Origin of the sequence: Corynebacterium kroppenstedtii, assembly GCF_016894245.1 — a bacterium.
Lineage (GTDB): Bacteria > Actinomycetota > Actinomycetes > Mycobacteriales > Mycobacteriaceae > Corynebacterium.
The window spans coordinates 1,010,553-1,022,580 of record NZ_CP069792.1; the positions used below are offsets into that span (position 1 = coordinate 1,010,553).

12 protein-coding genes are annotated in these 12,028 nt (G+C 58.8%); 11 read left to right on the plus strand and 1 reads right to left on the minus strand.

Annotation, left to right across the window (positions count from 1 at the left end):
• Window positions 1–259 precede the first annotated feature (259 nt).
• Window positions 260–961: a hypothetical protein gene (locus I6J23_RS04435; RefSeq protein WP_204582682.1), complete on the minus strand. Its 702-nt coding sequence runs from the start codon at window positions 959–961 to the stop codon at window positions 260–262.
• 130 nt (window positions 962–1,091) lie between these two features.
• Between I6J23_RS04435 and I6J23_RS04440 the strand changes: the two genes are divergently transcribed.
• The 11 genes from I6J23_RS04440 (at window position 1,092) to hemB (ending at window position 11,938) form a co-directional block, all read left to right on the plus strand.
• On the plus strand, window positions 1,092–1,553 hold the full coding sequence (locus I6J23_RS04440) for a DoxX family protein (RefSeq protein ID WP_204582683.1): 462 nt from the start codon (window positions 1,092–1,094) through the stop codon (window positions 1,551–1,553).
• Window positions 1,554–1,627: 74 nt separating this feature from the next.
• On the plus strand, window positions 1,628–2,572 hold the full coding sequence (locus I6J23_RS04445) for a Ppx/GppA phosphatase family protein (protein ID WP_046203225.1): 945 nt from the start codon (window positions 1,628–1,630) through the stop codon (window positions 2,570–2,572).
• A 161-nt stretch (window positions 2,573–2,733) separates the two neighbouring features.
• The gene (locus I6J23_RS04450) at window positions 2,734–4,119 is read left to right on the plus strand and encodes a hypothetical protein (protein WP_204582684.1); all 1,386 of its coding nucleotides are present in this window, start codon (window positions 2,734–2,736) and stop codon (window positions 4,117–4,119) included.
• Window positions 4,120–4,248: 129 nt separating this feature from the next.
• Complete coding sequence (gene proC / locus I6J23_RS04455; protein ID WP_204582685.1) at window positions 4,249–5,091, plus strand: pyrroline-5-carboxylate reductase; 843 nt, start codon at window positions 4,249–4,251, stop codon at window positions 5,089–5,091.
• Window positions 5,092–5,296: 205 nt separating this feature from the next.
• Complete coding sequence (locus tag I6J23_RS04460) at window positions 5,297–5,488, plus strand: helix-turn-helix domain-containing protein (protein WP_012732517.1); 192 nt, start codon at window positions 5,297–5,299, stop codon at window positions 5,486–5,488.
• A 207-nt stretch (window positions 5,489–5,695) separates the two neighbouring features.
• Entirely contained in the window at window positions 5,696–5,797 is a 102-nt protein-coding gene (locus I6J23_RS04465; protein ID WP_003402602.1) for a 30S ribosomal protein bS22, read from the plus strand.
• A gap of 165 nt (window positions 5,798–5,962) precedes the next feature.
• Window positions 5,963–6,199, plus strand: coding sequence for a glutaredoxin family protein (locus I6J23_RS04470; RefSeq protein ID WP_204582686.1), 237 nt, complete (start codon window positions 5,963–5,965; stop codon window positions 6,197–6,199).
• A 410-nt stretch (window positions 6,200–6,609) separates the two neighbouring features.
• Window positions 6,610–8,160, plus strand: coding sequence for a glutamyl-tRNA reductase (locus I6J23_RS04475; RefSeq protein ID WP_204582687.1), 1,551 nt, complete (start codon window positions 6,610–6,612; stop codon window positions 8,158–8,160).
• Entirely contained in the window at window positions 8,157–9,044 is an 888-nt protein-coding gene (gene hemC, locus I6J23_RS04480) for a hydroxymethylbilane synthase (protein WP_204582688.1), read from the plus strand. The genes I6J23_RS04475 and hemC overlap by 4 nt, the downstream gene beginning before the upstream one ends.
• Before the next feature lie 150 nt (window positions 9,045–9,194).
• Window positions 9,195–10,853 (plus strand): uroporphyrinogen-III synthase, encoded by a 1,659-nt coding sequence (locus I6J23_RS04485; RefSeq protein ID WP_204582689.1) that lies wholly within the window; start codon window positions 9,195–9,197, stop codon window positions 10,851–10,853.
• A 35-nt stretch (window positions 10,854–10,888) separates the two neighbouring features.
• Window positions 10,889–11,938 (plus strand): porphobilinogen synthase, encoded by a 1,050-nt coding sequence (hemB, locus tag I6J23_RS04490; RefSeq protein WP_204582690.1) that lies wholly within the window; start codon window positions 10,889–10,891, stop codon window positions 11,936–11,938.
• Window positions 11,939–12,028 lie beyond the last annotated feature (90 nt).

A 12,028-nucleotide genomic window follows, 5' to 3' on the forward strand; every position in this document is an offset into this window, starting at 1 on the left:
GCGTCCCCCGCGGTGTCCGTCCACCGGCTCCTTCTTCCGTGCGTCGGTGCGTCGGGCCCCAGAAATTGTGTTCTTCCTGGGCTTATACGACTGAAGATAAACTCTTCCTTGAAACGAAAAACAGCCTCGAGCTCATGCTCGAGACCAGGATTTCTTTTTAATATGCAGGTGATTCCTGCTCATCCAGGAACACCTCACCCACGCCCGGTAACGCTAGTAAGCATAACGATCGGCTGTGATAGAGGCGGTCTCTTCCTGATTACTTTTTGCTGACCCGTTGGCCAAAGGTTCCGGCAGGTCCTCGATGGTAAACAGCCTCGAAACTGCCGCGATCGCTTCCGGTCGCGTTGATCTTTTCACCACACGAAAGGGTGTCCTGCGCGCTGCCGATAATGCAGACGACGGTGTATTCCTGCCCCGTCGTCGGGCTTTTTTGTGTGAAGTCAGCGCGCAATACGGAGGTCACGGTCGGGTCAGGAGCCCACTTGGAGTACGTCTGCTGCATCGCGGAGGTGAATATTGCTCCTGCAAAACCGCAGGATGTTGTCGCCTCTGCCTTGATCTCATCTCCGTCGTAGGTTGTGCCACAGTTTCCGCCGATTTGATTGGGATTGGGAATGTAATTGCTCGTCCCATTCAACGTGGATGGTGCGTCTTCTTGCCGACGATGGCCACCCTCGGTGCCGTCACCATCTCTATGTTGATCGGACTCTGCCTGGGAGTCGAGCGAGGGCTGAATGTTGGCGTGGCTGTTTGATGCGTCGCGGGGACTCGAGGGTGAGGCGGTCGACGGGGAAACCGCTGACCGTGAGCCTTGGGGCGTTTCGTCACTGCCCTGGTCGCATCCGGATAGCCAAAGACTGACCACGGGCACGACGCTGAGGAGGGAAATGTATTTTCTACTTCTCGTCATGTCACCCATCGGCTTAAGCTCACCCTTCACAATAGATATTTCGTTCATTACGCATGGTTTATGCATGATTATCTTGTAGCCCGAGTCATGTACTCCGCGATATTTCGGGGATCTGTCGCAGTGTTGCGACGGACGTATTATGGGTAAAAACATCTATCTGTCGAATGAAGGAGCCATCATGGCTAACAAATCACTCCAGCGTCGGCTATCCCGTGCCAAGAAACTGTACGCAGGGCATGCGCCCAAGAATGAGCCAGTTTCGCAAAAGGTCACGCGGCTCGCTCTCGGTGGATTTATGACGATGGCGGGTGTGTCGCACCTCGCGTGGAACCGCAAAACATTCCAGGACCAGGTCCCGTCCTGGGCGCCGCTCTCCGAGGACTCGGTCGTCGTCGGCTCTGGTTTGGCAGAAATTGGCCTGGGCCTGGGCCTCATGGCTTTACCCAAGGAGCGTCGCAAAGTCGGGGTTGCATTGGCCGCTTTCTACATTGCTATTTTCCCGGGCAATGTGGGGCAATACGCCGAAAAGAACGGCGGTTTTAACTTGGATACCGACGGCAAACGCCTCCTGCGTCTTTTCGGTCAGCCGGGATTGATCGCTGCTGCACTGTGGGCTGGCGGTTTGCCTGAGAAGGACTAAACAACCGAGCGGGTTACGTCACTCCGCCCGCCACCCACGTTGGTTCGTTTATCGCACTGATACAGTTATGTTCCGTGCGACTCGGTGTACTAGACGTAGGAAGCAACACCGTTCATCTCGTGGTGGTTGATGCCCGTCAGGGTGGTCAACCGTCGGCGATGAGCGACTGGAAAACCACCATGCGGCTCATGGAGCACATTAATAAGCATGGCGAGTTGAACTCGAAAGGCCGCCACAAGCTCGTCAAAGGGGTCAAAGAGGCCTCTGACCTGGCGGAAACGTTCGGTTGCGATGACATGATCCCCTTCGCTACGTCCGCGGTGCGGTCCGCCACCAACTCCGACGACGTTCTGGCGGAAGTGAAAGACCAGACCGGCGTCGAACTCAAAATTCTGTCCGGTGAGGATGAAGCCCGCTTGACATTTCTTGCTGTCCGACGGTGGTACGGATGGTCGGCCGGGCGAATCATTGACCTCGACATCGGTGGCGGATCCCTGGAGATCAGCGCTGGCCCGGATGAAGACCCGGAAGACGCGTTCTCCGTACAGCTGGGCGCGAACCGATTGACCCACGATTGGCTCGACCAAGACCCGCCGTCGAAGAAGAAGATTAAAGCGCTGCGTGATTACATCGACGCGGAATTGGCCACACCGGCGGCGACGATTAAGAACCACGGCGTCCCCGACCTTGCCGTGGGCACGTCGAAAACCTTTAGAACATTGGCCCGACTGACGGGTGCCGCTCCCAGCTCGGCTGGCCCCAGGGTGAAGCGGACGTTGACGCGCGCGGGTGTTCGGCAGTTGATTGCATTTATTTCTCGGATGACGGCGGAGGACCGCGCGGAGCTCGAGGGAGTCAGTGCGGATCGGGCGCCGCAGATTGTGGCCGGTGCGCTGGTGGCTGAGGGGGCCATGCGCGCGCTGGACCTGGAAGAGATCAACATTTGCCCGTGGGCGCTGCGTGAAGGCGTCATTATGCGGTACACCGATTCGCCAGACTTCGTGGCGGATTATCAATAGGTGCGCTTGGGCGTAGTTGCCACAGTGGTGTGGCCAGAACGTGTGGTCGCGCGACGGCTGGATTTGCGGTCGCCGCGACGTCGGTAATCGTTTGATTGTCGGCACTATTTGGCTTATACACCTAAGAGTGAAACTAGTTTGTGGCCCAAAAATGTGGCCATATGTTCATTGTTGGCCTGCGCTTGGGTAGGGTTGAGGGCGTTGATGTTCGGCCCGTGAACAATGGGCCATTCTCCATTGATGGTCGAGAGGACGGTATGGCTGGCGACCAAATAACTGTGGCAGAACTTCTTGCTCGTCGCGCCGCGAGCCGGAAGAGTGCCGACGTAGCTGGGGAACCGGCTGACGATGCCGATGTTGCTCCTCGACGGCACCGGAACATTGAACAGGGGGGCGTGTCTGTTGCAGAGCTGACGGGCTCCATTCCAAAAGTCACTGACGAACACCTTGAGAACGGCGGAGACGAGGAGCCGACGGACGTCGATGTTGACGACGTCGATGAGGTAGAGGCCGAACCCTCAGCGTCCGTGAATAGTGAGTCTGTAGATAGTGGCTCGGTGGACAGCGACTCTTCGTGGTCTGACGAAACTTGGGCCCGGGCTGCGCAGAACGATGCGCATGGCGAGCAGGGTGCCGACTATGAGCAGGGTGCCGATCGTGTCGAGCCGGTTGACCAGAGTGCCAACATCGAGGCACGTGTAGTTGGCGACGAAGTTGATGCCGACAGCGACATTGATAGCGACGTTGACAGTGAAGTTGACGCCGACGGCGAACCTGAGAACGCCGCGGACACCGTATGGAACGAAGATACGTGGGCTGCGGGCGCGGAGGGCTCTGACGATTCGGCCGCGAGCAGCGACGTTGCTGAGGACGATTGGAGTGCGGATCAGCGCGGATCTGACCGGGTAACAGTGGATCGCGCAGGAGTGGACCGTGCCTCCGAGATCGACGATGATCAGGCGCGTGACTCGTTGTCGACATCTACTCCGCGTGCCTCAACTCCGTCGACAGAAGAAACTCGCAATCTGCAACAGATTACCGACGAGGATCTCGCAGCAGCCGACGACAATCCCGATGAACAGGGATTATTGCGTGGCGAATACCCCTCTGATGACGGGTCTAAGATCGACGATGAGTCCTCTTACTGGCACGAGGAGCAGGAAGGGGCCCTGCCGGGGGAAGAGCACGAGACATCTGAGCGGTTGTCGGAGTATTCCGATGAGGACGATGAGCGTTCAGACCGGGGTGAGTCCGCGGTCAAGGATGAGTCCCGCGACGAGGACGAATCCTCGGACAAAATGAACATTGGCCTGATGATCGTCCAGATCATCGTTGCCTTGGCTGCCGGTGTGGCCGTGTTCAAAGGGTTCACTATTTTGTGGAACAGGTTCTCGGTGCCGTTGACGGCATTGCTAGCCATCGTTATGACACTTGTGTTCGTCGGTGTGGTTCACGCTCTTCTGCGTGAAAAAGACAAGCTCATCATGCTTCTTGCCGCGGTCGTGGGACTCGCGTTAACCTTCGGCCCGTATCTCGTCGTCATGTAGTGGGCTAGCACGTTGGTGTGGCCGAAGGGGGCTCACACACGAGTGGCTCGTACATAGGTTGCCAGCTCATAAGTGGCTAGACCGCCGGTGCCGGTGGACGTGCATGGTTGACTCTGGCACCCTGGGTGCATGACTAAAATCGCGGTAATTGGTGGAGGAAAGATCGGCGAGGCCCTGATCGGGGGCCTGCTATCTGGCGATTACGACCCGACAGACATTGTCGTAGCTAATCGACGCCCAGAGCGCAGCGACGAGTTCAAAGAACGCTATGGAGTTACCGCCGTCGATGACGATGCCACTGCAGTAGAAAACGCAGACATCGCTTTCCTATGCGTGAAGCCTTACGACACCCTCGGCGTGGTGGAAAGCATTGCAGATGTTGTTGACCATAATGACACGGATACGATTCTGGTGTCCATGGCAGCAGGAATCACCTTGTCCTCGCTGGAGGGGATTGCCTCCGCGGGGACTGCCATTGTGCGCGTAATGCCCAACACTCCCATGCTGGTGGGCAAGGGCGTCAATGTCATAGCCCGGGGTCGCTTCGTCTCTGACGAGCAACTGGAAACAGTCTCTGACCTGCTCGGACTGCTGGGCTACACCGCGGAAGTCAAAGAATCACAAATGGACGCGGCGACCGCAGTGTCCGGATCAGGCCCGGCCTATTTCTTCCTCGTTCTGGAAGCCATGACGGATGCCGGCGTCAACCTGGGGCTACCCCGCGAACTTGCTAAGGAATTGGCCTCACAAACAGCACTGGGTGCGGCCACGATGGCCACGCAGGAGGACGCCGACCCTGTGCAGCTCCGCGCGAATGTGTCGTCGCCAGGTGGGACGACGAGTGCAGCAACTCGTGCCCTCGATGAGAACGGGTTGCGCACCGCCTTTTATCGGGCGATGGAAGCATGCGCGAAGAAGTCTGAGGAGCTGGGGAAGCCAGCGTCGAAATCGGATAATTTGGGTGATAACTAAAAGGAGTAAGTTTTTCACACTCGTCCCATGAAGCTCAGGGGTTCTCATCGGTTCCATAGGTGTTCTTAACTGCACAATTAACACGTTGTGTCCCCCTATAATCGCTATGACACATCATTCACGCTAAGCTGGTCTAAGCACGTGCGTGTCACCCTGCGGGAGGGGAAGCCTGCAGCGCGGCGTGCCGAAAGGTAGAAAACTGAGTATGAGCCATGCAGAAAACGGATCGTTTCTGACGGTCGCTGAAGTTGCAGACATTATGCGAGTCTCCAAGATGACCGTGTACCGCCTGGTCCACGCCGGTGAGCTTCCGGCTGTTCGCGTAGGGCGTTCCTTCCGGGTGCACGAGTCTGCGGTGGACGAGTACCTCAAAGAGTCGCACTACAAAGCGATCTAGTCGCACACGATCTCCTCGTTGGTTGCGAGGGGTGAGGCGAGAAAGTCTCTCCCCCACCAGCGAATTTGTCTGTGACGGACACTGCGTGGCAGATACGCCCTACGTTTCACTTTTGGTTTTAGCACGTCGTGGCCGGTAGAGTGGTGCCCATTCGTGTCTGCCTCGTGCGTAGGCGAGAAACTGTTCACTATCGATAAAGGATTCCTCATGGGTTCTGTCATTAAGAAGCGCCGCAAGCGTATGTCCAAGAAGAAGCACCGTAAGCTTCTGCGCCGCACCCGCGTTCAGCGTAGGAAGCTCGGTAAGTAAAACCGGGCTCCGTGAGGAGCTCTCGCCAGAGCCGACCTGTCGGGCGAGGTGGAACCGCGACTGCGCGGGTTTTCGCCTCCGGGGCCGGCTCTTGTCGTATCTGAGGTGGGTGACGTCCCTTCTGGGAAGGCGCAGCAGTAGGTCTGGTTATGAGGACAGGTATATATGCATCAGGTTGAGCTGATGGTGAGGCAATCGTGCGGATCGTGCCGACGAGTTGCGGATCAGATCCGCCCGATTTGTCAACGCTGGGGTGCTGAGCTCGTGGTGACGGACGTTGATTCCGACACCAGCTTGGCGATGGAATTCGGGGATCGTGTTCCCGTTGTCCTCGTTGACGACGATGAAATCGCCTGTTGGGAAATTGACGACGAGGATCTTATTGCAGCTCTGGAGTCGTGAGCGGCACCGTCGGTGATGAGCACCGCCCGATCTTGACCGGTTTTATGAAACTTTTGCCTGTCCTTACCGGGGTTGTCCGAATTGTTGTGGAATACCTCTAAAATCTGAGCGTTTACCCCCTCTTGTGGTACCCATACGCCACAGTCGGCCCCTTTCTTTGTCATGGAAGGGGTAAAGCGGATACGGTGTTTAATCGAATATGTGGGATCAGCTGTGTTACCCCTGTTACTGCAGCTACTAATAGAGACTCCCGGGGTGCTCTGGTTGACCTGTCGAACGGGTCGAGTGGGGCGCTCAGCTAGCTCAGGACGTTCCGTAAGGATGACGACCCTTCCGGTGGCGTCTGCGCTGGTGGACAGTCCAGCACCCGCACAGAGAAGAGCGGGGATCCCCTGCGAGGAGGTTCTTTCGTGAGCATTGTGCTCGTAGGCATGTCGTATCGATGTGCACCTGTTTCCCTGTTGGAACGTGCTACGGTAAGTGCGGAGGACCGCCCTAAGGTGGCGGCTGACCTTCTAACCGAGCCGTTTATTTCTGAGGCACTGATCGTTTCCACGTGCAACCGCACAGAGTTCTACGTGGTGTGTGAGGGTTTCCACCCCACGGTGGAGCATATCGTCGATACCATTTCGCGGTATTCGGGCGCGTCAGTGTCGGAGCTGTTCCCGCACTTATACGTGCGATATGCAGAGTCCGCTGTGGAGCATATGCTCCGCGTTGCTGCTGGTTTGGACTCCATGGTTGTGGGGGAGCAGCAGATTATCGGCCAGATTCGCGATGCCTACGCAAGCGCCACAGAAGATGGCACCATCGGGCATGGCCTACATGAATTGGCACATCGTGCGTTGCGCACAGGCAAGCGCGTTCATGCCGAGACCGATATTGACGACGAAGGCCCGTCGATGGTGTCGTTCGCCGTTCGCCAGGCCCTGGACGCGATGGGGGTTGACAACCTCGACGGCCGTCACGCCCTCGTGGTAGGGGCGGGAGCGATGGCCTCATTAGCGTCGACGCATCTTGGCCGGCTAGGCGCGTCAATGACCATCGCTAACCGCACGCTAGGCCGCGCGCAAAATGTGGCGTCCCATGCCCGTGAGGTGGGCGTATCTGCGGATGCCACGGACCTCTCCGACCTTGTGACAGAGATGTCCCGCGCGGACATCGTCGTCACCGCTACCGGCGCCTTGGACCCGTTGGTCGATACTCCGATGGTTGACCAGGCACTCGCGGCTCGCGCGGAACAGCACCACGGCGCTTCTTCTGATGCGCGCTCTAATAAGCCCGCTGAACTCGTCATTTGCGATTTGTCTCTTCCTCGCGACGTCGTGTGTGCCCCTCGCCCCGGCGTCACCGTTTTAAATATCGACACGATGCAGAAACAGCGCCGCGCCGCCCTCGAGGACCAGAGCGACGTCGTCAAGCACAATCAGGGGTTGCCAGAAAGCGCCCAGCCCAGCGTCGTTTCTGATGATGCAGCTGCATTGGCACGGTCCATCGTCGCAGAGGAACTGCGGTCGTACGTCGAGCGAATTCGTAGCCAAGATGTGGTTCCGACGGTCAAGGCGTTGCGCCGTCGCGGTGCAGACATTTTGCGCAGTGAGTTGGACCGGATTGATTCCCGCACCCCGGACCTGAGCGAGAAGGAACGCAAAGAAGTCCACAGTGCCATGAAGCGCGTGGTGGACAAACTCATGCATACGCCGACAGTTCAGCTCAAGAAACTCGCTGGCCACACCGATATGACCTATTCAGACGCGATCCGGGACTTGTTCGGTCTGGACGATGTGGAGTACCCGTCGGCAGCCGAAGGACGACCAGAACCCTCCGTGCCACAGCCAGATTCTTCATTGACCAACTACGCTGTTCCTATGGCCTTGCCTGATCCGGCCGACCCTCGAGGGGTGGGTGCGATCATGGGGCTACGACACGATGGATCGGATGTGAAGAAAGGGCATTCATGATTCGTATTGGCACCAGGGGTTCCGCGCTTGCATTAACCCAAGCTGGACACGTCCGGGACGCACTGATCTCCGCCGGATTAGAAGCTGAACTCTTCACAGTTCATACACCGGGGGATGCGTCACAGGGTGCTGGTACTCCTGTTGCTCGGATCGGTGTCGGGGTGTTCACACAAACACTTCGCACGGCACTCGCCGCGGGTGAGTGCTCGTTGGCTGTGCATTCCTTTAAAGACTTGCCGACGGCACCCGACCCGCGTTTTCGTTTGGCCGTACCGCCCAGGGTCGACGCCCGTGACGTGGTGTTCTCCCGCGACAGGATTCCGCTGGCGGACTTGCCGGCAGGATCATCGATTGGAACTGGTGCCCCGCGGCGCATGGGCCAGGTTCGGGCGCTGAGGCCGGATTGCACCGTCGTGCCTATCCGCGGCAATGTCGATACGCGCATAGGGCGGCTGGAGAAAGATCTGGACGCTGTGATCCTGGCGCGTGCTGGTGTGGAGCGTCTTGGTCGCCTGGGGGAGGCGACGGAAACGCTGGACGTGGACATGGTGCTGCCCGCTCCGGCGCAGGGTGCGCTGGCGGTGGAGGCCGTCGCTGAGGGGAACGAGAATTGTTCCGAGGAAGCCCTGTACGCGATTCGTGTGCTTGATCACGAGATCTCGCACCGTCGGGCTATTGCGGAGCGTGCGGTCTTGGCCTCCCTGAACGCGGGATGTACCGCCCCCGTGGGGGCCTACGCGACAGAAGATTCGTTCCGTGCGGGCGTGTTCGCGGTCGACGGCTCTGAGCGTGTGACGTGGAGTTCTGAAGGCAAACCAACCGAGGACATCGGCCACCAAGCAGCGGAGTATTTACGGGCGCATGGAGCGATGGATTTGATGTGAGTGCGCCGGTGTGGGGGCCCTCCGTCGGGCGGGTACTAGCCCCTGTCTGTGATGTTGGAGGGTGTCGTCGTTTTGGATTGAGCACGTAGTAGGATTTATTCTCTTTTAGTCAAAATTAGCCGCGGTTCGACCCCGCTTTAAAGGATCTCCATGACCAACTCGACTCCAGGGCGCATCCTGTTCGTCGGTGCCGGCCCCGGTAACCCCGACCTCTTAACGGTGCGCGCACGAGAAGTTCTGACATCTATTGCGGACGCATGGGTGGACGACGGCGTCGGTGAATCTATTTGCCGTCTCGTGGGACATGATGTCCCCGTCCCGCGCGAGAAAGTAGAGGAAGCCGAGCAAGAGTTTGCCCGGATGGTGGAGGAAGCGAAAGCAAAAGGGTCGCGTCGGCGGCCAACGCCCCCTCCGCCCCCGACGGCGGCGAATATACGCAGCCCCGAAGGCGACCCCCAGGCAACGGCCGACGCCATGTTGGCTCAGGCCGCGACGGGGGCCGATGTTATTCGTCTGGTAGCGGGCAACCCCCTGGGCAACACTTCAGTCTTAGCTGAGATTAGCGCCGTAGCTGCTCAGGATGCCGATTTTCAGGTCGTGCCGGGAATGTCGGTTCCCTCGACGGTTCCGTCATTCGCTGGAATTGCCGTCGGCTCAAGTTTTACCGAAACCGATGTGACGGGTAGCGATGACACGGCGACGTGGGATCGGCTTGCCCAGGCGCCCCAGCCGCTGGTTCTTCAGGCGGAGGCGCAGGACCTTCCGGTCATCGAGTCTCGGCTGGTGGATCGTGGTCTGCCCGAGAGCACGCCAGCCACCGTCACGGTGAACGGTACCACTCGCTTGCAGAAAACCTACGACGTTACCTTAGGTACCTTGACATCGTGCGAAGGGGACCTACCAGGGCACCTGGTGGTCACCATTGGTGTTGAGGTCGGTGCGCGCAACAAGTATTCGTGGTGGGAAAACCGGGCATTGTACGGCTGGTCCGTCTTGGTGCCCCGCGCGAAGTCGCAGGCAGGACCAATGAGTACCCGTTTAGCTCAGCACGGTGCTATCCCGTGGGAAGTACCGACGATATCTGTGGAACCACCGCGCAGCCCGGCCCAAATGGAACGTGCGATTAAAGGCCTGGTTGATGGGCGCTACCAGTGGATCGTTTTCACGTCGGTGAACGCGGTGAAAGCCGTGTGGGAAAAGCTGACAGCGATCGGTTTGGATGCCCGTGCTTTCGCCGGAGTGAGTATCGCGACCGTCGGGAAGAAAACCGCGAAAGCCGTGACGGACCTAGGCATTAACCCCGAACTCATGCCCCCGGCCAATGCCCGGTCCGCGTCGGGACTAGTGGATGTTTTCCCACCCTACGATAGCGATATTGACCCCGTGAACAGGGTTTTTCTTCCGCGTGCGGATATCGCCACCGACGTTTTGGTCGACGGCCTCATTGACTTGGGCTGGGACGTGGACGACGTCGTGGCCTACCGCACCGTTCGCGCGGCCCCGCCCAGTGCTGATATTCGCCACATGATCAAGTCGGGCGGATTCGATGCGGTGTGCTTTACGTCATCGTCGACCGTGAAAAACCTCGTTGGAATCGCTGGAAAACCCCACCAGCGCACGATTATTGCCTGCATCGGCCCGATGGCGGCGGCAACAGCGAAAGAATGCGGTCTGCGCGTTGACGTTGTGCCAGAAGAAGCCGGGGTCCCCGAACTCGTGGACGCGCTCGCCGAACACGTGGCAGGTTTGCGTGCGGCGGGGCAACTGCCGCCTCCCCGGAAAGTGCGGAAGAAGAAAAAGTCCTCGTAAGTAGCACTGTGGGACCACGTAGTACCCTGGGGCGCATGTCACAAACTAACGAATTCTCTCAGAGCACGAACCACACATCCCGCGATAGCTTAGGTCTTCAACGCCGCCCCCGTCGGTTGCGGACGTCGGCGACAATGCGGGACTTCGTTGCCGAGACTCGTTTAGATCCGGCCAACCTGATTCAGGTTTTATTTGTCCGCGATGGCATTGACCAGCCGGAAGAAATCCCCTCCATGCCGGGGCAGTACCAGCACACGGTGTCCTCTCTTATCGACGCCGTTCGCGAAGCTCGTGACGCCGGCGTTCGGTGCGTTGACCTCTTCGGCATTCCCCTCGAGGAGGAGAAAGACGCCCAAGGGTCCGAGGCATGGAACCCCGACGGCATCCTTAACCGCGGAATCGCCGCGGTACGCAAAGAATTCGGCGACAGCATCCTGGTCATGGCCGATACCTGCCTGGACGAATTCACCGATCACGGGCACTGCGGAGTGCTGACGGAAGACAAGCATGGGACCGTCGTTGTGAATAATGACGAGACCGTGCCGCTCTACGTGAAGATGGCGGTATCGCAGGCCAAGGCGGGGGCGCACATTGTCAGCCCATCAGGGATGATGGATGGGCAAGTCGCGGAGATCCGACGTGGCCTCGACGATGCTGGCTATGAGGACGTGTCCATCATGGCGTATTCGGCGAAGTACGCGTCAGCATTCTTCGGGCCATTCCGTGATGCCGTGGGCTGCTCATTGCAGGGTGATAGGAAGGCCTACCAGCAGGATCCTGCGAATCGGCGTGAATCGTTGCTCGAAGTGCAGCTGGATATCGACGAAGGCGCGGACATGGTGATGGTTAAGCCGGCCATGGCGTACTTGGATGTGGTTCGTGAGGTAGCGGACTTCTCGCCCGTTCCCGTGGCCGCGTATCAGGTCAGCGGTGAGTACTCCATGATTGAGGCGGCCGCGCAGAATGGGTGGATTGATAGGCGACGCATCGTGCTTGAATCATTGACCTCTATCCGGCGGGCCGGGGCGGACATGATCTTCACGTACTATGCCACTGAAGTAGCCCACTGGTTGAAGGACAACTAAGTCACGCGGTTCAGGGCCGTGGAATGAGTCACACCCGGTCACGACGCTGACCACACTACCGAACCGAGCTAGACTGAGCCCCCGCTGCGG

Bases quoted from the DNA above. Each gene is read 5' to 3' on its own strand.
- I6J23_RS04435 (WP_204582682.1), bottom strand. From the start codon at position 961: ATGAACGAAATATCTATTGTGAAGGGTGAGCTTAAGCCGATGGGTGAC.
- I6J23_RS04440 (WP_204582683.1), top strand. From the start codon at position 1,092: ATGGCTAACAAATCACTCCAGCGTCGGCTATCCCGTGCCAAGAAACTG.
- I6J23_RS04450 (WP_204582684.1), top strand. From the start codon at position 2,734: ATGTTCATTGTTGGCCTGCGCTTGGGTAGGGTTGAGGGCGTTGATGTT.
- proC (WP_204582685.1), top strand. From the start codon at position 4,249: ATGACTAAAATCGCGGTAATTGGTGGAGGAAAGATCGGCGAGGCCCTG.
- I6J23_RS04460 (WP_012732517.1), top strand. From the start codon at position 5,297: ATGAGCCATGCAGAAAACGGATCGTTTCTGACGGTCGCTGAAGTTGCA.
- I6J23_RS04465 (WP_003402602.1), top strand. From the start codon at position 5,696: ATGGGTTCTGTCATTAAGAAGCGCCGCAAGCGTATGTCCAAGAAGAAG.
- I6J23_RS04470 (WP_204582686.1), top strand. From the start codon at position 5,963: ATGCATCAGGTTGAGCTGATGGTGAGGCAATCGTGCGGATCGTGCCGA.
- hemC (WP_204582688.1), top strand. From the start codon at position 8,157: ATGATTCGTATTGGCACCAGGGGTTCCGCGCTTGCATTAACCCAAGCT.
- I6J23_RS04485 (WP_204582689.1), top strand. From the start codon at position 9,195: ATGACCAACTCGACTCCAGGGCGCATCCTGTTCGTCGGTGCCGGCCCC.
- hemB (WP_204582690.1), top strand. From the start codon at position 10,889: ATGTCACAAACTAACGAATTCTCTCAGAGCACGAACCACACATCCCGC.